General features: G+C 61.9%; 20 protein-coding genes. 6 read left to right on the top strand and 14 right to left on the bottom strand.

Features of this window, described 5'->3' with window-relative positions; genetic code table 11:
* Positions 1–52 precede the first annotated feature (52 nt).
* From HBH1_RS18495 to polA, 14 genes are all read right to left on the bottom strand, one after another.
* Positions 53–1,012: an aspartate carbamoyltransferase catalytic subunit gene (locus HBH1_RS18495; RefSeq protein WP_006463696.1), complete on the bottom strand. Its 960-nt coding sequence runs from the start codon at positions 1,010–1,012 to the stop codon at positions 53–55.
* Complete coding sequence (pyrR, locus tag HBH1_RS18490; RefSeq protein WP_102663919.1) at positions 1,005–1,517, bottom strand: bifunctional pyr operon transcriptional regulator/uracil phosphoribosyltransferase PyrR; 513 nt, start codon at positions 1,515–1,517, stop codon at positions 1,005–1,007. Before pyrR ends, HBH1_RS18495 begins: the two co-directional genes overlap by 8 nt.
* Complete coding sequence (ruvX, locus tag HBH1_RS18485; RefSeq protein WP_006463693.1) at positions 1,514–1,900, bottom strand: Holliday junction resolvase RuvX; 387 nt, start codon at positions 1,898–1,900, stop codon at positions 1,514–1,516. Before ruvX ends, pyrR begins: the two co-directional genes overlap by 4 nt.
* Positions 1,901–1,918: 18 nt before the next feature.
* A complete protein-coding gene (locus tag HBH1_RS18480; RefSeq protein ID WP_199181622.1) occupies positions 1,919–2,707 on the bottom strand; it encodes a YqgE/AlgH family protein in 789 nt (262 codons plus the stop codon).
* Positions 2,708–2,798: 91 nt separating this feature from the next.
* Entirely contained in the window at positions 2,799–4,214 is a 1,416-nt protein-coding gene (locus tag HBH1_RS18475; RefSeq protein WP_102663918.1) for an amidohydrolase family protein, read from the bottom strand.
* 28 nt (positions 4,215–4,242) lie between these two features.
* On the bottom strand, positions 4,243–5,046 hold the full coding sequence (locus HBH1_RS18470) for an ABC transporter permease (RefSeq protein ID WP_077235718.1): 804 nt from the start codon (positions 5,044–5,046) through the stop codon (positions 4,243–4,245).
* A complete protein-coding gene (locus HBH1_RS18465) occupies positions 5,030–5,887 on the bottom strand; it encodes an ABC transporter ATP-binding protein (protein WP_077235719.1) in 858 nt (285 codons plus the stop codon). The genes HBH1_RS18470 and HBH1_RS18465 overlap by 17 nt, the downstream gene beginning before the upstream one ends.
* A 17-nt stretch (positions 5,888–5,904) precedes the next feature.
* Entirely contained in the window at positions 5,905–6,936 is a 1,032-nt protein-coding gene (locus HBH1_RS18460) for an aromatic ring-hydroxylating dioxygenase subunit alpha (protein ID WP_102663917.1), read from the bottom strand.
* Between the two features lie 125 nt (positions 6,937–7,061).
* Entirely contained in the window at positions 7,062–8,048 is a 987-nt protein-coding gene (locus HBH1_RS18455) for an isopenicillin N synthase family dioxygenase (RefSeq protein ID WP_102663916.1), read from the bottom strand.
* A 60-nt stretch (positions 8,049–8,108) separates the two neighbouring features.
* Entirely contained in the window at positions 8,109–9,113 is a 1,005-nt protein-coding gene (locus tag HBH1_RS18450; protein ID WP_102663915.1) for an ABC transporter substrate-binding protein, read from the bottom strand.
* Between the two features lie 47 nt (positions 9,114–9,160).
* Complete coding sequence (locus tag HBH1_RS18445) at positions 9,161–10,186, bottom strand: PDR/VanB family oxidoreductase (protein WP_102663914.1); 1,026 nt, start codon at positions 10,184–10,186, stop codon at positions 9,161–9,163.
* 400 nt (positions 10,187–10,586) lie between these two features.
* On the bottom strand, positions 10,587–11,471 hold the full coding sequence (locus HBH1_RS18440) for a dienelactone hydrolase family protein (protein ID WP_102663913.1): 885 nt from the start codon (positions 11,469–11,471) through the stop codon (positions 10,587–10,589).
* Between the two features lie 218 nt (positions 11,472–11,689).
* Positions 11,690–13,372 (bottom strand): methyl-accepting chemotaxis protein, encoded by a 1,683-nt coding sequence (locus HBH1_RS18435; RefSeq protein WP_102663912.1) that lies wholly within the window; start codon positions 13,370–13,372, stop codon positions 11,690–11,692.
* A gap of 411 nt (positions 13,373–13,783) precedes the next feature.
* The gene (gene polA, locus HBH1_RS18430) at positions 13,784–16,546 is read right to left on the bottom strand and encodes a DNA polymerase I (protein ID WP_102663911.1); all 2,763 of its coding nucleotides are present in this window, start codon (positions 16,544–16,546) and stop codon (positions 13,784–13,786) included.
* On the opposite strand from polA, the gene HBH1_RS18425 reads away from it, so the two are divergent.
* The 6 genes from HBH1_RS18425 (at position 16,547) to HBH1_RS18400 (ending at position 22,284) form a co-directional block, all read left to right on the top strand.
* Entirely contained in the window at positions 16,547–17,293 is a 747-nt protein-coding gene (locus tag HBH1_RS18425) for an LOG family protein (RefSeq protein WP_006463673.1), read from the top strand. It abuts the gene before it with no gap.
* Positions 17,294–17,518: 225 nt separating this feature from the next.
* Complete coding sequence (locus HBH1_RS18420) at positions 17,519–18,859, top strand: DUF6402 family protein (protein WP_146012876.1); 1,341 nt, start codon at positions 17,519–17,521, stop codon at positions 18,857–18,859.
* The gene (locus HBH1_RS18415) at positions 18,835–19,527 is read left to right on the top strand and encodes a hypothetical protein (RefSeq protein WP_102663909.1); all 693 of its coding nucleotides are present in this window, start codon (positions 18,835–18,837) and stop codon (positions 19,525–19,527) included. Before HBH1_RS18420 ends, HBH1_RS18415 begins: the two co-directional genes overlap by 25 nt.
* Before the next feature lie 335 nt (positions 19,528–19,862).
* The gene (locus HBH1_RS18410; RefSeq protein WP_233207653.1) at positions 19,863–20,555 is read left to right on the top strand and encodes a hypothetical protein; all 693 of its coding nucleotides are present in this window, start codon (positions 19,863–19,865) and stop codon (positions 20,553–20,555) included.
* 152 nt (positions 20,556–20,707) lie between these two features.
* A complete protein-coding gene (locus HBH1_RS18405) occupies positions 20,708–21,145 on the top strand; it encodes a hypothetical protein (protein ID WP_006463669.1) in 438 nt (145 codons plus the stop codon).
* Positions 21,146–21,330: 185 nt separating this feature from the next.
* Positions 21,331–22,284 carry a homoserine kinase gene (locus tag HBH1_RS18400; protein ID WP_102663907.1) on the top strand — a complete coding sequence of 318 codons (954 nt, stop codon included), beginning with the start codon at positions 21,331–21,333 and terminating at the stop codon, positions 22,282–22,284.
* The last annotated feature ends 2 nt before the right edge of the window (positions 22,285–22,286 follow it).

Below are 22,286 nucleotides of genomic sequence, written 5' to 3'. Positions count from 1 at the left end.
TCTTAACGGATCGTTCAAAACGTCGCTGTGATAGTCGTCGTTACCGCTCAATTCAATTGCCAGCCACGATACTCATGACCGCCATACGCACCGCGATGCCGAAGGTCACCTGCGGCAGGATCACGGCCTGGGCGCCGTCAGCCACGGCCGAGTCGATTTCCACGCCGCGGTTCATCGGGCCGGGGTGCATCACGATGGCGTCCGGCTTGGCCAGGGCCAGGCGTTCCGGGGTCAGGCCGTAGCTCTTGAAGAACTCCTGCGCCGAGGGCAGCAACGCACCGCTCATGCGCTCGTTCTGCAGGCGCAGCATGATGATCACGTCCACGTCCTTCAAGCCCTCTTCCATGTTGTGGAAGACGCGCACGCCCATCTGCTCCAGGCCACTGGGCAAGAGCGTACGTGGGCCGATGGCCCGCACTTCGGGCACGCCCAGGGTGGTCAGCGCATGGATGTCCGAACGCGCCACGCGGCTATGCAGGATGTCGCCCACGATGGCCACGCGCAGGTTGGTGAAATCCTTCTTGTAGTGGCGGATGGTGTACATGTCCAGCAGCCCCTGGGTCGGGTGCGCGTGACGGCCGTCGCCGGCGTTGACCACGTGCACATGCGACTGCCTGGTATCGATCAGGTGCTTGGCGATCAGGAAGGGCGCGCCCGATTGCGCATGGCGCACCACGAACATGTCGGCATGCATGGCCGCCAGGTTGTCGATGGTGTCTAGCAGTGACTCGCCCTTGCTGGTGCTCGACGCCTGGATGTTCAGGTTGATCACGTCCGCCGACAGGCGCTTGGAAGCGATCTCGAAGGTGGTGCGGGTGCGCGTGGAGTTCTCGAAGAAGAGATTGAACACGCTCTTGCCGCGCATCAGTGGCACCTTCTTGACTTCGCGGTCGCCGATGCTGACGAACGAAGAGGCGGTGTCGAGGATGTGCGTGAGAATCGAGCGCGGCAGGCCTTCGATGGTCAGCAGGTGCTGCAGTTCGCCGTTTTTATTGAGTTGTGGATTAAGCATGGACCACCGTGAGTGAGAAGCGGCCGTCGTCGGCGCGTTGCAATTGCAGGTTTTCTTGTTTGCTCAGTTCGACCGAGGTCGCCACGAAATCGGCAGCCACCGGCAGCTCGCGCCCGCCGCGATCGGCCAGCGCAGCCAGCAGCACGCGCGCCGGGCGGCCGTAGTCGAACAGTTCGTTGATGGCCGCGCGCGTGGTGCGCCCGGTGTAGAGCACGTCGTCCACCAGCAGGATGGTGGCGCCTTCGACGTCGAAGGGAATCTGGCTGGGCTTGACGTCCGCGCGCAGGCCCTTCTCGGAAAAGTCGTCGCGATAGAAGGACACGTCGACAAAGCCGAGGCGTTCGGTCAGGCCCAGTTCGGCTGCCAGCCGCTCGGCCAGCCAGGCGCCACCGGAATGGATGCCCACCAGCGCCACGTCGGTCGCGCCCTGCAGGCCGGTCCTGATCTGCTGCACCAGGGTCTGGTACAGCGCTTCTGCATCAAGCTGGGAAGATGTTGTGCTCATGAATGTGCGTCGTCAAAGTATTGCTGCAAAATGATGGCGGCGGCCTGGTCGTCGATCTGCTCGCCGCGCTGGTGCTGGATCACCGCCGAACTGTAGCGTTCATCCACCAGCGTGACCTCGACCCCGTAGCGACCGTGCAGCTGGTTGGCGAAGCGCCGGCAGCGCACGCTCATCTCGTGCTCCGCGCCGTCCGGGTGCAAGGGCAGGCCGACCACGCAGCGCGATGGCTGCCACTCTGCGATCAGGCGTGCGATGGCGGCGAACTTGCCGTCATTGGTGGGCTCGCCGATCACCGCCAGCGGCTGTGCCTGCTTCAGACCGGTATTGCCCACTGCCACGCCGATGCGTTTCAAGCCGAAGTCGAAGGCCAGGATGGTTTCCAAGCGTTTTCCCTATCGTCCTCAGGCCCGCCCGGCGTCGCCGGAGAGCATCACCGGATCGATGCCCAGCAAGGCCAGGGCTGCCGTGAAGCGTTCTTCCACGGGCAGTTCGAAGATGATGGCCGGATCGGCCTTCACCGTCAGCCAGCCATTGCGTCCGATCTCCCCTTCCAGCTGACCCGGGCTCCAGCCCGAGCAACCCAGCGTCACCAGCACGCGCTCAGGGCCGTTGCCATACGCCACCGCTTCCAGCACATCCTTGGAGGTGGTCAGCGCGACATCATCGGTCACCTGCAGGGTGGAGGAATATTTTTCCGAGGTCGAATGCAGCACGAAGCCGCGCTCCACCTGCACCGGGCCACCGAACATGACCGGCCGGCGATACAGCTCCGGCATGGCGTCAGGGGTATCAGGGCGGATTTCCAGCTTGAGGTTGATGCGGTCGAACAGCACGTCCATCGTCATGTCGGTGGGCTTGTTGATGACTACGCCCAGCGCGCCGTTATGGTTGTGTTCGCACAGATAGACCACCGTGCCGCCGAAGACCGGGTCCAGCATGGACGGCATGGCGATCAGGAAGTGATTGGTCAGGTCCAGTTCCAGCGGGGGCCGGGTTTCCTCTTCGGCGCTGTCTTCGCCCGCGGCGGATGCTCCGGATGGTGCGGAAGAGCCAGAAGACCCGGCTTGGGCCGTAGCCGCCTCGCGGCGAGGTGAGTCAGGACGGAAAGGATCGAAAGCGCCAAAGGAATCCATGGATTCATCGAAATCCTCGGCTGAGAAACTGAAGGGAGAATTACGTCGCTTGATCATCCCGCCATTTTAGCAGTTTTGGCCGCCTCCCCATGCGGCTCATGGGGAAAGCGGGGACCAAGGCGGCACAAGCAAGCGACTTCGCCCTGCCCTAATTGCCTGCAAGCATCATCTGCACCGCCTGACGCGCTTGCGCTCCCAGTTCAGCCAGATCCAGCCCGGGAATGACATCTTCCCGCACCACCGCCCTGCCGCCGACCCACATTGCCTTCAGGAAAGGCCTCCCACCGGAAGCCACCGGTCCGATGGCAGGATCATGCAGGCCGAAGTAGCGCGGGTCATCCAGGCGGTACAGCGCAATATCGGCCTGCTGCCCCACCTGCAGGCCGTCCAGCGCCTCCAGCCCCAGCACCCGGGCGCCACCGCTCGTGCCCCAGCGCACCACATCCTCCACCGTGGCCTCGGCCGCGCCTCCCTCGAAGCTGCCACCCCGGAATACCGGCGTCGCTTCCTGGCCGCGCCGGGCGCGCTGCATCAGCCAGGCGGCGTGGGTTTCGGAAATCATGTCAGCTGCCTCGTTGGAGGCCGCGCCATCCACGCCGATCGACACCGGCACGCCGGCTGCCTCCAATGCACGTATCGGCGCAATCCCGCTACCCAGGCGCCCATTGCTCTGCGGACAATGGGCGATGCCGGTGCCGGTGGCGCCCAGCAGGGCAATTTCCTCGGCATCGAGTTTGACCAGATGCGCAAACCACACGTCCGGCCCCAGCCAGCCGATGCGCTCGCAGAACTGTACCGGGCTGCAGCCATGCATGGCATGCGCGCTGTCCTGGTAGCCCACGGTCTCGGAGAGATGACTGTGCAGCCGCAAGCCCATCTCCCGTGCCGCCACGGCCATCTCGCGCAGTTCTTCGGGTGCCGCCGAATAGAGTGGCGTGGTCGGCGCCATCACCACCCTGCGCATGGCCGCTGGCGCCGGATCATGGAAACGCTTGCGCAAACGCGCCATGTCCGCCAGGAAGCCCTCCAGCGTCTCGGGCCGCAAGGCACTCGGCAATTCGGCCTCCAGCTGGCGGGTGCGGGTCGCGGTACCGCGACACAGCACAAAACGCAGGCCCAGTCGCTCGGCCTCCTCGAACAGGATCTCGGAGGTATCGAAGGGCATACCCGGGTAGTACAGGTAGTTGTGGTCGGCAATCGTGCCGCAGCCCGAACGCAGCAGTTCCACCATGCCAATGCGCGCCGCCAGCCGGAACAGCTCGGCATCGAATCTGGCCCGATAGCGATAGGGTGTGGCCGCCAGCCAGGGGGTCAGCGTGGCGTTGATGCCCAGCGGGTCGCCCTTCAACAGAGACTGGAAGAGGTGATGATGGGTATTGACCCAGGCCGGATAGGCCACGCAATCGCTGGCATCGATCACGTCTTCGCCGGCCTGTGCCGCAAGCCGGCCGATGGCGGCGATCACGCCGTCCTGCACCCGGATGTCGGGGCCGACGTGGCGCGCCGCAGCGCCGGGCAAGCCGGTCATGATGGCTTGCAGGTTCCTGATCAGGAAGGTGTTCATGCGCAATCGTCTCCTTGATGTCGCGGGTTCATCCCATTTCGCTTTCATGCCAGCCGGCCAGCGCCGCGCGCGACAGTGCGCTCATCAGCCAGAACAGCAGGATGCCGGTCAGCGTGATCAGCAGCAAGGCCGCAAACAGCCGCGGGATGTTGAGCTGGAAGCCGGCCTGCAGGATCTGATAGGCCAGTCCCGAGCCAGTACCGCCGGTGCCGGCCACGAACTCCGCCACCACCGCGCCGATCAGCGCCAGTCCGCTGGAAATGCGCAAGCCGCCGAAAAAATAGGGCAAGGCACTCGGAATGCGCAAGCGCCTGAGTGTCTGCCAGCGGGTCGCCTTGTTCAGCCGGAACAGGTTGAGCAAGCCCGGATTGACGCTGCGCAGCCCCAGCGTGGTGTTGGAGATGATCGGGAACAGCGCCATGATGGTGGCACAGACCGTCAGCGCAGCCGTGGTGTCCTTGACCCAGATGATGATCAACGGCGCAATCGCCACGATGGGCGTGACCTGCAGGATGATCGCATAGGGAAACAGGCTGACCTCGATGAAGCGGCTCTGCACGAACACGAAGGCGATGGCTACGCCCAGGATCACCGCCAGCACAAAAGCCAGGAAGGTGATCTTCAGCGTCACCAGCAACGAATCAAGCAGCATGCCCCAGTCGGCCACCAGGGTCTTGGCGATCAGCGAAGGCGTCGGTATCAGATAGGGCGGCACCTCCAGCAGCGTGCAGACCACCTGCCACATCAGGAGCAAGGTAATACCGATCGCCAGCGGTGCGGCCACCCGCCAGAAACCGGGACGGTTGACCAGCGGCTCAGTGTTGGGCTTCATGACCGCCTCCCTGCTGGTTGGCCAGCGTCAGGTAATCCGATAGCGTCTTGCAATACTGCATGAAGGGCGCCGAAATGCGGAAGGCCTCGTCACGCGGCCCTGGCGCATCGATGGCCACATCGGCGATGACCCGCCCGGGCCGCGCCGCCATCACGATCACTCGGGAAGACAGGAACACCGCCTCATAGATGCTGTGGGTCACGAAGACCACCGTCAGGTCCTGCTGGCTCCAGATATCGCGCAGGTCGGCATCGAGCTTGTTGCGAGTGAATTCATCCAGGGCACCGAACGGCTCATCCATCAGCAGCAGATTGGGCGAGGTCGCCAGCGCCCGCGCAATCGAGGCACGCATCTGCATGCCGCCGGACAATTCGCGCGGCAGCACCTTGTGGAACTTGTCCAGGCCCACCAGCTTCAGGGCGGCCGCCACCCGTGCATCGGCCTGCGCACGTGGCACGTGGCGCAGGTCAAGCGGCAACCGTGCATTCTGTTCCACCGTGGCCCAGGGCATGAGCGTGGCTTCCTGGAACACCATGGCCAGCGTGCGCTCCGGCGTCCCGACCGTGGCCAGGTTACCGCCCCACCAACGCAGATGCCCATGCGACGGCTCCTCCAGCCCGGCGAACATCTTCAGCAGGGTGCTCTTGCCGCAGCCCGACGGGCCCAGCAAAGAGACGAACTCCCCGCGCCCGATATCGAGCCGCACTTCGTCCAGGGCGCGTGTGCCGTTGCGGTAGGTCTTCTCCACCCGTTGCGCCGACAGCACCGGAGCCTCGCCGGATGCCTCGCCCTGCTGCTCCCATGCCGCGGCCTGCGACATGGCGTGATCATCTCTGTCCATGGAATCTCCTGGCGGGTTCATGCAGCGGGATGGATGCGGAAGACTTCGGATTCGCCATGCTCTTCCAGCAGCTGCAGCAGCATGCGGCGCATGATCAGACCCGGACGGTCCGAGGCCATGTGGAATTCCTGGCGGCGCCGCACGTCGATGCAGGCGTCCGGGTCGGTGGCTTCCAGGATGTCACGGTCTTCCACCAGGATGGGGGCGTCCCAGGCGATCAGCTCGGCCTCGGAGCAATCCTCCTCGGTATCGTTGCGGTACAGCCACTGCGCCAGCATGATGCTGCCATCGTCGATGGGCGTGGCGCAGTTGTAGATGATGTGATGCCGGCCGCTCTCCGGATAGGTGCAACCGAAGCGACGTACGAAAGGCAGGTACCAGCGGTTGAACATGTGGCGCACGGTGGTATCGGCCGTGCTGCCGGTGACGCGGTGGCTGGCCGGCACGTTCTTGATCGGCACGCGTGTCTCGGCCTCGAAGCCGTAGTCGGTTTCCTCGATCTCGTACTTCTCCGGCTTGGGCTGATCGTACAGGCCGAAGGTAGCCCGATGCACGTAGCTGAAATGGGAATTGTCGAAGGAGTTTTCCATCATGCGCAGCGCGCTGGTATCCCAGCGTTCGTAGAACTGGAAGATGCGGCGGTATCCCGGCGCACCATCCTCGGGAAACTCGGGGATGTCGCGCAACGGATCTTCCAGCGCCACCCAGACATAACCGTAGCGCTCCTTGCAGTGATAGGACTTCACGCAGGCACCCGACGGCACGCTGCCGTCCACGCTCTGCGGCACGCGCACGCAGGCGCCCTCACCGTTGAAGGTCCAGCCATGGTAGCCGCAGACGATATTGCCGTTTTCCACAAAGCCCTTGGACAGCCGCGCCGTGCGATGGCAGCAGCGGTCCTGCAAGGCGGCCGGCGTGCCATCTTCCCTGAGCCATACCACCAGCTTCTCGCCCAGCAGCATAAAGGGCTGCGGGCCGTCCTTGAGCTGCGAGATGGGCATGAGCGCGTACCAGAACCTGCGCAAGACTTTTTGTTGAGTTACCAGCATGATGCTGCTCCTTCTGCTTGGACTGCGGACCCGGGGATCCGCAGTGGTCCGGCCGGCGTGCCAACACGGTCGCCTTCGCCGGAAAATCTGACATTCGAAAATTCGGACTTGCTGGCTGCGATGACTCAGTCCACCGCCACCACCCCGAAGGTCTGCCTCACCTTCATGTCCAGGTACTCGCCAATGGTGCAAGGCGCATAACGCGGTGGGCGCTCGGCACTGCAGCAGGTCGGCAGGCAAGCCACCACGGCCGCCTGGTCGCCATCCTGAAAAAAGGGCAGCGAATAGCGCGGCACCGTGCCGGCATTGAGCACGCGATGTGGATTGCTGTGATAGAGGTCATTGCTCCAGCGCTGCAGCAGGTCACCGATGTTGACCACGAAACTGTCCTTGATGGGCGGTGCGCTCACCCACTGGCCCTCTGCGTTGCAGACCTCCAGCCCACCGATGGCATCCTGCGCGAGGATGGTGACCAGGCCCCAGTCGGTATGTGCACCGGCGCCGATCTGGTTGTTGCGCGCACCGTCCGGTTGTGGCGGGTAGTGCAGCATCCGTTGGGTGGCGATGGGCGTTTCCAGCACCGGCTCGAAGAAATCCTCCGGCATTTCCAGCGACAGCGCGATCACGCTGAGCAGACGATGCGAGAGCGCGCGCACGGCTTCGTAATAGCGCCGCGAATGGGCTTCGAATCCGGGCAGGTCCTGCGGCCAGCGGTGGTGGCCATAGCGCAAGAGTCCGCGCTGCACGTAGGCATGATCATGAGCAATGTCGAAGCCGAACTGGAAGCCCTCCTTCAGGTCCGCCGGCGAACCCTCGTCAAGGGCCTGCGCCCCCATGCATTCATAGCCGTAGCCGGAGGGCGAACCCCGCATGTCGATGGCCGCCTTGCTGGCCGCCGGCAGTGCAAAGAAACGGCGCGCCCAGTCGAACTGGCCTTCCACCAGTGACTGCGGGACACCGTGGTTGACGATGTAGAAGAAACCCACGTCACGCGAAATCTTGTGGATTTCCCAGGCCAGCGCTTCGCGCCGGCTTCGCTCGGGGGAAAACGCATCGGCAAGATCGATCACCGGGATGCGGCGTGCTGTCATCGGTGCTGTGTAGGGAATCATGGCGTCCTCACGCGCAAGGTGGACCGCGCCGCCGCACTCACGCAGCGGCGCCCAACGGGATCAGGGCATGACCTTCATGTCCTTGACGAACTGGGTGGTGTAGGCCTTGTGATAATCCGTACCCGCCTTGAGCAGGCCGGTAGCGACCATGACGTCATAGGTCTGCTTCCAGCGTTCATCGGTCATCACGCCGATGCCCAACCGTGCCGCATCGCCACCGGTGACCACCTTGAGCTCCTTGAGCTTGCCCAGGGCATAGGTCAGTTGCTCGTCGCCCATGTTCTTGTTGTCGGCCTTGATGAGGGCATTGGCCGGGGCCGGGTCTTCCAGGTAGCTCTTCCAGCCCTCCGCGGTCGCCTTGACGAAGCGCTGCACCAGGTCGGGCTTGCTGGCCACGGTCTTTTGCAGCGTCACGATGGTGGTGCCATACGGCGGATAGCCCTCGCTGGCAAAGAGGAAGAACTTGCTCTTCACGCCGGCCTTGTCGGCCTGGAACAGTTCGGAGGAAGGATAGGCCTGCTGCGCGATGTTGGGATCGGCGAAGAAAGGCTGCAGGTTGAAGGTGTAGGCCTTGGACTGCGCATCGGTATAGCCATACCTGGACTTGAGCCACGGCCACCAGCTCGACTGGCCGGAGCCCGCCACCAGGATGGTCTTGTTCTTCAGCCCGGCCAGGCTGGTGACATCATCATGCGTCATCATGCCCTGCAGGTCGGACTGGAAGGACGTACCCACGGTCACCAGCGGCAAGCCCTGCTCTATGCCCTTGAGCACCGTGAAGTCATACCCCATGCTGAAGTCGGCCTGCCCCGCCACCAGGATCTGCATGTTGTTGACCTGCGGGCCACCCATCTTGATGGTGACGTCCATGCCGTACTTCTTGTAGATGCCCTTGGCCACGGCCTGGTAGAAGCCGCCATGCTCGGCCTGCGCATACCAGTTCGACAGCAGGGTGACCTTGTCCTCGGCATGGGCCAGGCCGGCCATCTGCAGGGCTGCCGCGCCCAGCCATAGTGCGGCCACACGCCGCATGAAAGTCCGCTTCTGCATCGCTTGCTTCTTCATAGCCTTCCTCTCCAGGTGGGTTGAACTTGCACAGACAAATCGGAACATCACAGATCCAGTACCAATCGCGTTCCTGCACAGCGCGAGACGCAGGGCATCAGCGTGCGACCACTGGCGCGCTCGACGGCCGAGAGCACGCTGTCCCGATGCAAGGGCAGACCTTCCAGCACGGTGCTTTCGCAACTGCCGCAGAATCCCTCGCCGCAGGAGGTGCCGATCACCACGCCAGCCTCGGCGGCGGCCGCGACGATGCTCTGGCCGGGTGACACCGAGCAGCGCACGCCCGAGCGCTGCAAGACCAGTTCGAAGACATGGTGGTCCTGGTCAGTGGCATGGGTGACGGCATGGCTTGCGCCGGTGGGCGCGGCGAACCATTCGAAATGGACATCCTCCTCGCGCCAGCCGGCCTGGCGCGCATGGTCACGCGCCGCCTCAATGAAGGGTGCGGGGCCGCATACATAAAGCGGCGAAGAGCACGGCACGCCGGCCAGCGCGGCGGCAATGGCGCGTCCGGTCTCGGCGCCATCCAGCCCCAGATGTAGCGACATGCCCTGCGAGCAGGCCGCCAGTTCGTGGAAGAAGGCCGCGTGCGCCAGACCGCGTGCAAAATAATGCAGACGGTGGCGTACACCGCGCGCGGCCATGTCGGCGACCATCGCATGGAGCGGTGTGATACCGATACCGGCTGCCAAGAGCAGCGGAACACGTTCATCAACCACCAGAGGAAAGGCATTGACGGGTGCCGCTGCAGTGAGCAGGTCGCCCTCTTGCACCTGGTCGTGCAAGAAGACCGAGCCGCCGCGTGAGGCGGCTTCCTTCTTGACGGCGATCACATAACAGTCGCGCTGTTGCGGCGTATTGCACAGCGAATAGCAGCGTTCCAGCCCCTCCCGCAGTTGCAGGCGCAGGTGCGCGCCCGCGCTCCATGGTGGCAATGGGGCGCCATCTGCAGAGCTCAGTTCGAACAGGCGGATATCGGCAGCAGCCGGGCGTATGGCCCTCACCCGCAGGTGCAGCATGGTGGCGGGATCGGCCGGGGCAACGCTATTAAAGCGTTCAGCGACGGCATTCATCGCGCACCTCGCAGAGAGGCGGGCGATCCTGAGCGTGGCCGGGAAGAGCGTAGAGAGAATGAGAAAGAGAAAAGCGCGCAGGCATCGTGCATGGTCTCGTGTCCTATCAAAAGATGGGGACCATCGGTGGGTTCCGATGGCGTCACGAGCAATGCCCCGCAGGAAGGTAAGTGTCCGTTTTACCGACCGCTAGCCGCTTCTACTCAATCCTTGTCATAGCAAACCGCGTGCCAATGGCGCAAGGCCGGGATCGGCGCGGTATACCCATGTGTTTTGTCGCATACCAATGAAAAAGGGACGGAAAACTCCGTCCCTTGCCGCAAGCGTCCTGCACATCTTGGTGCGCCATGCCTTGATCTGCATCAGACGCGCACCAATAAGAGGCCGGACCTTCAGCGCGTCACGCCACGCCGTGACTCTTGAAGAAAGCCACCACCTTGGCCCAGGCGTCCTTGGCGTCGGCCTCGACATAACTAGGGCGGTAATCGGCATTGAAGGCGTGGCCGGAATTGGCATAGACGTGGAATTCCGACTTGTTGCCGGCCTTCTGCAGGGCTTCCTTCATCTGTTCCACGGTAGACACCGGGATGCCCTGATCCTTGCCGCCGTAGAGGCCAATGACCGGCGTCTTCAGCGTAGCTGCGATATCGATCGGCTGCTGCGGGAACAGCGCGGTCTTGTCACCCACCAGGCGGCCATACCAGGCGGCACCGGCCTTGACCTTGGGATTGTGGGCGCTGTAGAGCCAGACGATGCGGCCACCCCAGCAGAAGCCGTTGATGCCCAGGCGGCTGGTATCACCGCCATTTTCGCCGGCCCATTTCACGTAGGCGTCGATGTCGCCCATCACCTGGGCATCCGGCACCTTGGAAATGATGTCCTTCTGCAACTCGGCAATGGAGGTATAGGCCATGGGATTGCCCTGGCGCACGAAGAAGTCCGGTGCGATGGCCAGATAGCCCAGCTTGGCGAAGCGGCGGGCGATATCGGCGATGTGCTCGTGCACGCCAAAGATTTCCGACACCACGATGATGACCGGCAGCCCGGTCTTGCCCTCGGGCTGGGCACGATAGGCCGGCACGCGCTGGCCGTTGACCTCGATGGAAACCTCGCCGGCGGTCAGGCCGCTGGTGTCGGTCTTGATCATGGTCTGCGCGCAGACCGGCAGCACGGCGGCGGCAAAGCCGGTGCCCAGGGCAGTCTTCAGGAAGGTACGGCGGTCGGCGCTGCCGGACAGGGTGCTCTGTCCCAGCAGGCTGTCGAAATCATTGCGAAGGTCGTTCATCGGGGTTCTCCATCTTGGTGGCACGTGGCCTCGTTGTGGTGGACGTGATGCGGGGAAGGATCGCGGATTTCCTGGCCTCATCCGGAATATCCATATCCAGAAAAAAGCGGCCCTTGCAGGCCGCTTGCCGGCATCCTCGCGGATGCGCTCCGACTTCACCCAAGCCGGAGTCTAACCGCAAACCGGCGCAGACGTTGTTCCCGTCCTATGGGCCATCCTCAGCCCTGCACCGCCAGCACCTGGCCACCGGCCGGCAATTCCGGCGCGCCCGGCGTGACATCGATGACACGCTCGGCACTCGGCGCCGCATAGGATGACGCCACCCTCGCCTGGGCAGCATCGACACGGAACACGCTGACCAGCTGCTGCAGGCCGGCCGCCTGTTCCTGCAGCGAACGGGCCGCCGCAGCCGCCTGCTCGACCAGCGCCGCATTCTGCTGTGTCATGTCGTCGATCTGGATGATCGCCTCGTTGACCTGTTCGATGCCGCTGCTCTGCTCGCGGTTGGCGTGGGTGATCTCGGTCATCACGTCGGTCACGCGGCGGATGCTGGTGACGATGTCGGTCATGGTGCTGCCGGCCTGTTCCACCAGCTTGCTGCCGTTCTCGACCTTGCCCACGGAGTCGCCGATGAGCACCTTGATTTCCTTGGCCGCCGAGGCCGAGCGCTGGGCCAGCGAGCGCACCTCGGAAGCCACCACCGCAAAGCCGCGCCCCTGCTCGCCGGCGCGGGCCGCTTCGACCGCTGCATTCAGGGCCAGGATGTTGGTCTGGAAGGCGATGCCATCGATCACGCTGACGATATCGGCCACCTTCTGCGAAGAGGCATTGATGGACTGCATCGTCTCCACCACCTGCGAGACGATGCTGCCGCCCTGCACCGCGACGTCGGAGGCAGCCAGCGCCAGGTCGTTGGCCTGGTGGGCATTCTCGGCATTCTGCTTGACGGTGGAATTGAGCTGTTCCATCGAGGAAGCGGTTTCTTCGAGGGCGCCGGCCTGCTGCTCGGTACGGCCCGACAGGTCGAGGTTGCCGCGGGCGATTTCGGTGGAGGCGGTGGTGATGGTTTCCGAACCCCGGCGTACTTCGGTGACGATGGCAGCCAGCTTGTCGCGCATGATACGCATGGCGGCCAGCAGGCTGTCGTTGTCGCCGGGGCGGGTATCGATGACCACGGCCAGGTCGCCTTCGGCAATCTGGCCAGCGATCTGCACCGCGTAGTCCGGCTCACCGCCCAGCTTGCGCAGGATCTGGCGGGTCAGCCAGAGTGCCGCCAGGATGGCGGTGACCACGCCGATGGCACTGATGACCAGCATCAGCAGGCGCGCACGCGCATAGGCGGTGGCGCTGGCCTCGGCGGCTTCCTTGTTGAGCCGGTCTTCCAGCGCGGCCAGCGCCTTCAGTTCGACCTGCCAGGACTTCTGCACCGGCAGGTATTGTTCCTTCAGGAATTGCGCCAGCTCGTAGGCTTCACGACGCTTGCCGAACTCCACGGCTTCGCTGATGAGCTTTTCGGCATTGGTGGCCTGGGCGGCGATCTTGGGCAGGGCGGCCTTTTCTTCCTCGGTGGTGTCGGCCGAATCAGTGAAGAGCTGCTGCAGCTTCTGCGCGGCCATCTTGTACTTCAGCGTCTGCGCCTCGATGTACTGCGCCTCGATGTCCACATCCTCGGGAGCGGCCGGCAGCATCAGGTTGCGCAGCGAGATGGAACGCTCCCCCACGGTCTCCAGCATGTCCTTGACCAGCGTGCTCTCGGGGTTCTTCACCTCGACCACGTGGGTGAAACGCCCCTGTACCTGGTGCATGTTGAAGATGCCGAAACCGGTCACCAGCACCAGCAACAGCACCACCCACGCAAACCCGAGTCCCAGGCGCGTGCCCACTTTCATTGCTGACTTCATGACGTCTCCTCCAATGTGTTCATCGGAGGCCGGACGGAAGCGTTGGGGGATGGAAAGACCTGCGCCAATGGCGCAGCCCGCATGCGCGGTGCGTGTCGAAAAACCTGGTGCGTGTCCCCTGCCCTTTCCTGCCCAGCCTCTGCTGCGCCGGACCTTGGTCCGGCTTCACCCAGTGCGTCGTCCCGTCTTCGAATGCCTGCGGTTGCGACGCCAGTCTTCTATTTTTTTCGGTTCTGATTGCGCCGACTTGTCAGTTCGTCAGCTTGTTGCATTGCCAATTCTTATATCCACCATCTGCGCCCGATCCGCTTTCCCTGGCGGCGCGGGCGCCGGTTCCACACGACCGGCGATCATGCGAACCCGGTCACGAACCGGGAACGATGTTGTGCCAGAAACCGGAATTAATGTGAATTAATGTGCTTCGTCCCAATTCTTACCGATTCCTACCTCGGCAAGCAAGGGAACTTTCAGCTCCGCAACATTTTTCATCAATTCGGGCAGCTTTTCACGCACTAGCTCCAGCTCCTGTTGTGGAACTTCCAACACCAGTTCATCGTGCACCTGCATGATCATGCGAGTCTGCATGCCAGTCTTTTCCAGCCAGTCCTGCACCGCGATCATGGCCAGCTTGATGAGGTCGGCGGCGGTACCCTGCATGGGCGCGTTGATCGCCGCCCGTTCCGCTCCCTGGCGACGTGGACCGTTGGGCGAATTGATCTCGGGCAGCCACAGGCGACGGCCGAACACGGTTTCCACATAGCCCCGTGCCTTGGCCTGCAGACGGGTTTCGTCCATGTAGCGCTTCACGCCGGAAAAACGCATGAAGTACTTGTCGATGTACATCTGCGCCGCCGAACGTTCGATGCCCAGGTTGCCGGCCAGACCAAAAGCGCTCATGCCGTAGATCAGGCCGAAATTGATCACCTTGGCATAACGGCGCTGCTCCGACTCGACCTGCTCGGGCGCGATGCCGAAGATTTCGGCGGCGGTCGCCTTGTGGATGTCTTCGTTGTTGGCGAAGGCCTTCAGCATGTTTTCATCTTCCGAGATGTGCGCCATGATGCGCAACTCGATCTGCGAATAGTCGGCCGACACGATCACGCTACCTTCGGGCGCGACGAAGGCTTCGCGGATGCGACGACCTTCTGCAGTGCGGATCGGGATGTTCTGCAGGTTGGGCTCGTTGGAGGCCAGGCGTCCCGTGACCGCCACGGCTTGCGCATAGTTGGTATGCACGCGCCCGGTGACCGGATTGATCATCTTGGGCAGCTTGTCGGTATAGGTGGACTTGAGCTTGGACAGGCCGCGATAGTCCAGCAACACCTTGGGCAGCGGATAGTCCTCGGCCAGCTTCTGCAGCACTTCTTCGTCGGTGGAGGGCGCGCCGGAAGCGGTCTTCTTCACCACCGGCAACTCCAGCTTGCCGAACAGGATCTCGCCCAGTTGCTTGGGCGAATTCAGGTTGAAGGGCTGGCCTGCCAGGTCATAGGCCTGCTGCTCGATCTCCAGCATGCGGCGCCCGAGGTCATGCGATTGCTGGCCCAGGCGTTCACTGTCGATGAGCACACCGTTACGCTCGATCTTCTGCAGCACCACCGAAGTCGGAACCTCGATCTTTTCATAGATGAAGCGCAGCTTGTCGTCATGCTCGATCTGCGGCCACATGGCGCGGTGCAGGGCCAGCGTGACCTCGGCATCCTCGGCCGCGTATTCGGTGGCGCGTTCGATGGCCACTTCATTGAAGCCGATCTGGGACGCGCCCTTGCCGCACACCTCGGCGTAGGTGATGGTCTTGCGCTCCAGGTGACGCGCCGCCAGGCTGTCCATGTCGTGCGGCCGGTGCGACTCGAAGACATAGGATTCCAGCAGCGTGTCGTGCTTCACCCCTGCCAGGCGAATGCCATAGTTGGCGAAGATGTGGCTGTCATATTTCAGGTGCTGGCCCAGCTTGGGCTTGCTGGCGTCTTCCAGCCAGGGCTTGAGTTTTTCCAGCACGTGCTCGCGCGACAATTGCGGCGGCGCATCCTGGTAATTGTGGCCCACCGGGATATAGGCGGCGCGGCCCGGCTCCCAGCACAACGAGATGCCGACCAGCTCGGCCTGCATCGCTTCCAGCGAGGTGGTTTCGGTATCGACGGCGGTCAGCTCGGCTGCATTGATGGCGGCGATCCATTGGTCCAGCTGTGCCTCGGTGAGCACGGTCTCGTACTCCACCGGCGTGGCCGGGGCGAACAAGCCGCCCTGGGCCGGCACTTCCAGCGCGGCCGCAGCCACGGCACCCACCACCGGCGCCTTGCCCACCGCGGCATCGCCGCCATCGGCCAGTTCGCGCAACCAGGTGCGGAAGTTGTAGCGAGTGAAGAGGTCCTTCAGGACTTCCTTGTCCTGCGGCTGCATGGTCAGCGATTCGAGGATGGACTTCATGTGCGCCGACAGGTCGCAATCGGTCTTGACCGTCACCAGCACGCGGCCCTGTGGCAGCCAGTCCAGCGCGCGGCGCAGGTTCTCGCCGACCACGCCGCTGATCTTGTCGGCATTGGCCATCACGCCATCCAGCGAATCGTAGGCGGTCAGCCATTTCACGGCGGTCTTGGGACCGCACTTTTCCACCCCGGGAACGTTGTCCACGGTATCGCCGATGAGGCTGAGGTAATCGACGATACGGTTGGGCGGCACACCGAATTTTGCAGTCACGCCGGCAATGTCGAGAACTTCATTGCTCATCGTGTTGACCAAGGTAACGTGTTCATCGACCAGCTGGGCCATGTCCTTGTCACCGGTGGAGATGATCGTGTCCAGCCCGGCGGCGGTGGCCTGCACCGACAGCGTACCGATGACGTCATCGGCCTCGATGCCCTCGACCATCAGGATGGGCCAGCCCAGCGCGCGCACCGCGGCGTGGATGGGTTCGATCTGCAATGCCAGGTCTTCCGGCATCGACTTGCGGGTGGCCTTGTAGTCGGGATACAGATCATCACGGAAGGTCTTGCCCTTGGCATCGAACACACAGGCAACGTAACTTGCGGGATAATCGTTGCGCAGTCGGCGCAGCATATTGATGATGCCGTACAGCGCACCGGTGGGCGCGCCTTCCGCGTTACGCATATCGGGCAGTGCATGGAATGCGCGATAGAGGTAACTGGAACCATCAACTAACAACAAGGTTTTTTGCATATGGAACAGAGAGGAAAGAATGTCCCGCGCCTGCGGGAAGTGGGAGACATCGAACGCGCGACGGCCAAGAAGGCGCGCGAGTCGTGGCATGTACTCACGATTATGGCAGAATTCATTGAATCGACCGAACGTCTCTCCGAGCTGCGTCCTGCCGTTTCCATCTTCGGTTCTGCCCGTATCCGCCCCGACAATCCCCATTATCAACTGTGTGTGGAGATCGCCCGCCTGATCTCGGATGCCGGCTATGCCGTCATTTCCGGCGGTGGTCCCGGCATCATGGAGGCCGCCAACAAGGGCGCCTACGAAGGCGCCTCGCCCTCGGTGGGCCTGAACATCGAACTGCCGCACGAACAGCACGGCAATGCCTGGCAGGACATTTCGCTGTCCTTCCGTCATTTCTTCGCGCGCAAGGTCGCCTTCGTCAAATATGCCGACGCCTACGTGGTCCTGCCCGGCGGCTTCGGCACGCTCGACGAACTGACCGAAGCACTGACCCTGATGCAGACCGGCAAGTCGCGCATGATGCCGGTGATCCTGGTGGGCAGCGAGTTCTGGGCCGGGCTGGTGGACTGGATCAAGACCCGCCTGGTGGACGATGGCATGATCTCGCCCAAGGACGTCAACCTGCTGCAGGTGATCGACGAGCCGGCCGAGGTCCTGGCGGCGATCCAGAAATTCCACGCCGAGAAATCCAAGCCGGCCGAAACGCAGCAGGAGGCGGAGCGGCAGAGCGGGATGTATCTGTAGGCCGGTCAGTTAAGCGGTCTGCAAGCACGGGCGGAACATGATCACCATGTCCCGCCCGTTCTGCTTTTCAAGGCGAGCATTTTGCCACGAGGCGACAACAGGGCTGCTTCTTACAAAAAATTTTCGAAGATCGTCTTCACTTTGAAGGCTGGCCCGACCTAAACATTGACCGCAGGAAACGTCGCTGAGTACCGTAGCGGATTCTTTTTTGACAAGAGAATCGCTATGGCAACGCGCAAGATTCCGTATTACCGAATGGAGTCATCCCTGATTCCATTTAGGCCGATTCGCTGGCAAGCCTATGCTGGCTCGCGCGGCTGTGTTCCGTTGGCCACCCAGACCGGCGTATCGCTGGAGCGTCCAGCACCGGGCGTCACACCACCTCCGCCACAACCCACACCACCGAAAGTCAAACTGAGCAGGCAAGCAATCAAAGCCCAGAAGGAGGAGGAATGTCTGCAAAAGCACGCGGAAGCGGAAGCAGCAAAAACGGAACGTAACAGCAAACCGCCGATGCAAGCTGATGAACTGGTACTGGAGGAGTGCAAAGATCCACCGGTGTTCGACCTGCAGGACATCCCTGACGCGATGGAGAAGATGGGGTGGCCGGTATCGGCCAAGTTAGCGCGGACGTGGTTTAACGCGCAAAAGCATATCTATGACAATGACCCAAATTCCGTACAGCCCTATGAAAGTACAAGTGTCACCCTCGATTGGGTACTGCGTTTTGGGAAAGTACGGGATATCTACAAAGACCTCATCGAACGGGGTATCTGCAATCGGAATGGCCTGGGAAAGCTGGAACGCATCCTTTCACATCATCTCTCCACCATGTTCATCCATACCAAGTCCTTGGATCTGGATACAGGCGAATTTTTGAAGGATCTACGTCAATTCCACATCGACTGGCAATTTCAGAGGGCGTCCGTATTCAATCAGGACACCATGCAAAGCAATTTTTCCCTAACCGACCTGACCGGCTCTTTGGCAAGGTTCAATCTGTATGCCGCCATCGCCAAAGCCAGTGTCAGAGGTGACAAATATTTTCTCTATGACGATTTTAAGAAAACGAAGACATTTTGTATCAATCCAAAAGTCGAGGTGACTCATGTCTTCGTATACATCAAAGATAGCTATTCATTTAACGATGATCCAGATGGTGTCAAATCCCAATATCTGGGTCATTGGAACAAGACCGGCATCATCATCACGCCACAAAGCGGACTGAGTCAGGCCATTGACGGCAGCCACAAAATATTTGGTCAGAACAGTATCAATGTACGAACCCATTTCGGGGATTATTCAGAAGATCGATCCAGGCTTCACTCACTCTATTTCACCGACGAAGGTCTGGAATTTCTTGTTGATACACGCAAAGGCCTGTTCCAAAAGAACAGGGAGCAGGACATCTACTTTCCGATCTACAACAAGAATTTCAACGCCTGGAGAGAAAAACATGACAGGGGTGGAGATTTCATGATCTACAGCAGACCCAAACTCGTCAAACTCGACAAACCTATCCGACTCCAGTTGCAGCCCATATGCCGACCGCCAGAACCTATGTAACGAAACTTCTTCTCGGAACCGCACTCACCTCGGCATTCCTGATCGCCACGCCGGCCCTGATGATCATCCTCGCCATCGCCTTGCCCGCCTGGATGACCTCGTCACTCGGAGTCTATCTATGGAGAATTGATCCGGATGCTCAAACAGAACTGATACGAGGAACGCTCTTGCCAATCTTGATGGTTGCAGTGATTTTCTTCTTTTGGCGGATGGAGAAATTTGGGAAGGAGTTTTCTCCATCGACGAGAAAGAGGTATCGCCGGATCACCATTACATTTCTCATTCTGCTTTGCTACGTACTGAGCATTCCCATCATCAATCTATCCGGACCAAGTTACAAGAACTGCGCCGGTTATGGCGAGAAGCTTAATGGCGGTCTGAGAACGTTCGACGACCAAACATATCGTATTGAGCTATGCGGTTCAGGTCCCGATGAAACGGGGGCCAATGATCACATAAGGCTGCGAATTTTCGATGATGAGGATGTGGTACAGGCCATCCGCTACTTCAGATTGGATTGGGACGTCAATGCAGAACGAAAATTGGAATACTCCGACCAGCACATCATCTATTTCGACCATGCTGACCAGAATGATCAAATGCAGACAATGTCCATGCCACCGTCTCCGCTCGACTGGTTGCGATCGAGGATTCCCTTGCTGGATTAAGGCCAACACATCCACACCGATTGCAGTATGAGAATAATCGGATCATCCAGTTTGACATCGACGCCAGGACGACTATGAACAGTCTTTCATCATCCCACCCAAAGCCCGAATTCCCTTGCTCGACCGAGTGATTCTCCGGTTTTCCTGCAAATTCCTTGCCAACTCTGCCCCAGCAATGCCGCCCGGCCTCTTCATTTCTCCCTCTCCGCCCGCCATCTTTACACCGATAAGTGTAGAAACGTTCACTTTCCATCACCTTCGTACGATTTGAAAAACAAGTCGACAACTTCATGATGCACGGCACGCAAATGAACTGATTGCACGCCATCGTCGTCATGCCGGTCACCAAAGCCTACGTTATCCAACTCTTCATCGGCACGCTCTACACGCTGGCGCTGGCAGGCATGCTCATCGCCGCGCTGGTCAGCATGCCGGTGATCATTTCACCGGCGATGGGCCAGCAGCTGGGCGTGCTGCCGTGGGACCAGAATGCGCCCTCCGACACCACGCCGCTCTACTGGACCCTGGGCGTGGTGCTGGTCTGTGCGCTGGGTCTGTTCTATCGCGCGCTGATGCGCGTGGTCGCTCCGGCCAAAGCCGCGCTCAAACCCGGCTATCACGCCGTGACCCTGCTCTATCTGCTGGCCATGGCCTACGGGCTGGCAGCCACGGTGACCACCGCGTTCACGCCGCACTATCGCGACTGCGGCATCTACAGCCAGAAGCTCAACGGTGGCTGGCGCCAGTATCGCGGCCAGCAGCTGCGGGTCGAACTGTGTGGCGCCGGTCCGGCCGAGCAGACCCGGCAGGACCGCATCCGGCTGCGTATCTATGGGGAACGGGGCGAACTGCGGGCGCTGCGGCACTTCACGGTGCAATGGGGGCGTGACTTCCCGACCCTGCTGGAATATTCCTCCGACCACCTCAGCTACTTCGATGCCAGCGACGAAGACGATTTCACCCGGCTGGTCGCCATGCCGCCCACCCTGGGCGACTGGATCCATAGCAGGTTGCCATTGCTGGACTAGGTCGCCCGCAAGTCGCCGCCAGATGGCAGAAAGGCGGCCGGATGTTGTCTTCCCGAGCATTCCCGTGAAGAAACGCAGGGGCCGCACCACGATGGTTTGCTACAATGAAGAAAACAACACCATCTTTTTCCTGCATTTTTCCTGTCGATATCATGAAACCATCCAACGTCTGGTTCCAACAGTCCCTGGCCGCCGCCCTGCTGTGCGCATCGGCCAGCCTGGCTGCTCCGCTGGCTTTCGCCCAACCGGCCCCTGCCGGCCTGGCCGCCCAGCCGGCGCCGCCGCCACCCGAACTGGAAAAGCTGGAAGAAGGCGAACCGCCCGCGGTCACCATCCGCAAGCCCGGCGAAGACAGCCGCACCCAGGGCAATAGCATCAAGGAACGCCGCGACCACGGCCAGACCAAGGAAATCGAAGTCAAGTCCGGCCCCAGCACCTATTACGTGCGCCCCAACCCGCAACTGGGCGGCTCCACCCCGGGCGATGCCCAGAGCCCGCCGCCGAGCTCGGCACAATGGAAGGTCGGCGAGTTCGACTGGGGCGTCAAGAAGCCGCAGGAAGGCGATACCGACAGCACCACCAAGAAGTAATCGCTTCGCCACGATGGACGGCTGACCCTGCCGGGTTGGCCAACATCACCCCGGTCGCCCGCCGCGACCGGCCAGGGACAGCCGATGCGGCCCTATGCCGCCGCTGTCACGCCAGTCCCGGCGGTGCCGGCAGGCGTAGCTCGGGATCCCGGTATTTCAGCAAGCTTTACATTCTCAATTTCGCCATGGCAGTCTTTACACCGGTCAGTCTGGAACAGCTCTCGGACTGGATCCAACAATTTCCGCTCGGTCGCGCACGCTCGATCAAGGGCATTTCCTCGGGCATCGAGAACAGCAACTTCTTCATCAGCACCGACAGCGGCGAATACGTCCTGACCCTGTTCGAAAAGCTGCATATCGAACAATTGCCCTTCTACCTGGAACTGATGCGCCACCTGGCGCAGCGCGGTATTCCCGTGCCGGCGCCGGTGGCCAATGACAAGGGCGCCATCGTCACCCTGCTCAACGACAAGCCGGCGGCCATCGTCAGCAAGCTGGAGGGCGAGTCCCAGCTCGATCCGCAACCGTTGCACTGCGCCGCGCTGGGCGACATGCTGGCGCGCATGCACCTGGCCGGCAAGGACTTCAAGATCCTCCAGCCCAATCTGCGCGGCCTGGCCTGGTGGCTGGAAACCACGCCCTCGGTGCTGCCTTTCCTGCCGCCCGAGCTGGCCAGCCTGCTGGCCGATGAAGTGCAGTACCAGAAGGACTTCGCCGCCACCGCCGATTACCGCGCCCTGCCGCGGGGCCCGGTGCATGCCGACCTGTTCCGCAACAATGCGATGTTCGTGGGTGAGCGCCTGTCGGGCATCTTCGATTTCTATTTCGCCGGTTGCGACACCTGGCTGTTCGACCTGGCCGTGACCGTCAACGACTGGTGCGTGGACCTCGATACGGGTGCGCTGGACCTGGCCCGTGCCGAAGCGATGCTGAGCGCCTACCGCGCCGTGCGTCCGTTCTCGCCGGCCGAAGGCGTGGCCTGGCAACCGATGCTGCGCGCGGCCGCCCTGCGCTTCTGGCTGTCGCGCCTGTATGACTTCTACCTGCCGCGAGAAGCAGAGATGCTCACGCCGCATGACCCCACCCATTTTGAACGCATCCTGCGCCTGCGCATCAAGGAAACGCCGCCGGCGCTGTAACC

The organism is Herbaspirillum sp. BH-1 (assembly GCF_002870055.1).
In the GTDB taxonomy this organism is placed as follows: domain Bacteria; phylum Pseudomonadota; class Gammaproteobacteria; order Burkholderiales; family Burkholderiaceae_D; genus Herbaspirillum; species Herbaspirillum frisingense.
This window is presented reverse-complemented; position numbering and strand designations above follow the sequence as displayed.

What these genes read in the sequence shown, in the direction of transcription:
- HBH1_RS18480 (WP_199181622.1), bottom strand. Translation starts at nt 2,707, where the DNA reads ATGATCAAGCGACGTAATTCTCCCTTCAGTTTCTCAGCCGAGGATTTC.
- HBH1_RS18455 (WP_102663916.1), bottom strand. Translation starts at nt 8,048, where the DNA reads ATGATTCCCTACACAGCACCGATGACAGCACGCCGCATCCCGGTGATC.
- HBH1_RS18470 (WP_077235718.1), bottom strand. Translation starts at nt 5,046, where the DNA reads ATGAAGCCCAACACTGAGCCGCTGGTCAACCGTCCCGGTTTCTGGCGG.
- HBH1_RS18405 (WP_006463669.1), top strand. Translation starts at nt 20,708, where the DNA reads ATGAAACCATCCAACGTCTGGTTCCAACAGTCCCTGGCCGCCGCCCTG.
- HBH1_RS18445 (WP_102663914.1), bottom strand. Translation starts at nt 10,186, where the DNA reads ATGAATGCCGTCGCTGAACGCTTTAATAGCGTTGCCCCGGCCGATCCC.
- HBH1_RS18495 (WP_006463696.1), bottom strand. Translation starts at nt 1,012, where the DNA reads ATGCTTAATCCACAACTCAATAAAAACGGCGAACTGCAGCACCTGCTG.
- HBH1_RS18415 (WP_102663909.1), top strand. Translation starts at nt 18,835, where the DNA reads ATGCCGACCGCCAGAACCTATGTAACGAAACTTCTTCTCGGAACCGCA.
- pyrR (WP_102663919.1), bottom strand. Translation starts at nt 1,517, where the DNA reads ATGAGCACAACATCTTCCCAGCTTGATGCAGAAGCGCTGTACCAGACC.
- HBH1_RS18400 (WP_102663907.1), top strand. Translation starts at nt 21,331, where the DNA reads ATGGCAGTCTTTACACCGGTCAGTCTGGAACAGCTCTCGGACTGGATC.
- HBH1_RS18440 (WP_102663913.1), bottom strand. Translation starts at nt 11,471, where the DNA reads ATGAACGACCTTCGCAATGATTTCGACAGCCTGCTGGGACAGAGCACC.
- HBH1_RS18425 (WP_006463673.1), top strand. Translation starts at nt 16,547, where the DNA reads ATGGAACAGAGAGGAAAGAATGTCCCGCGCCTGCGGGAAGTGGGAGAC.
- HBH1_RS18435 (WP_102663912.1), bottom strand. Translation starts at nt 13,372, where the DNA reads ATGAAGTCAGCAATGAAAGTGGGCACGCGCCTGGGACTCGGGTTTGCG.
- HBH1_RS18420 (WP_146012876.1), top strand. Translation starts at nt 17,519, where the DNA reads ATGGCAACGCGCAAGATTCCGTATTACCGAATGGAGTCATCCCTGATT.
- HBH1_RS18475 (WP_102663918.1), bottom strand. Translation starts at nt 4,214, where the DNA reads ATGAACACCTTCCTGATCAGGAACCTGCAAGCCATCATGACCGGCTTG.
- HBH1_RS18410 (WP_233207653.1), top strand. Translation starts at nt 19,863, where the DNA reads ATGCCGGTCACCAAAGCCTACGTTATCCAACTCTTCATCGGCACGCTC.
- HBH1_RS18450 (WP_102663915.1), bottom strand. Translation starts at nt 9,113, where the DNA reads ATGAAGAAGCAAGCGATGCAGAAGCGGACTTTCATGCGGCGTGTGGCC.
- HBH1_RS18465 (WP_077235719.1), bottom strand. Translation starts at nt 5,887, where the DNA reads ATGGACAGAGATGATCACGCCATGTCGCAGGCCGCGGCATGGGAGCAG.
- HBH1_RS18460 (WP_102663917.1), bottom strand. Translation starts at nt 6,936, where the DNA reads ATGCTGGTAACTCAACAAAAAGTCTTGCGCAGGTTCTGGTACGCGCTC.
- polA (WP_102663911.1), bottom strand. Translation starts at nt 16,546, where the DNA reads ATGCAAAAAACCTTGTTGTTAGTTGATGGTTCCAGTTACCTCTATCGC.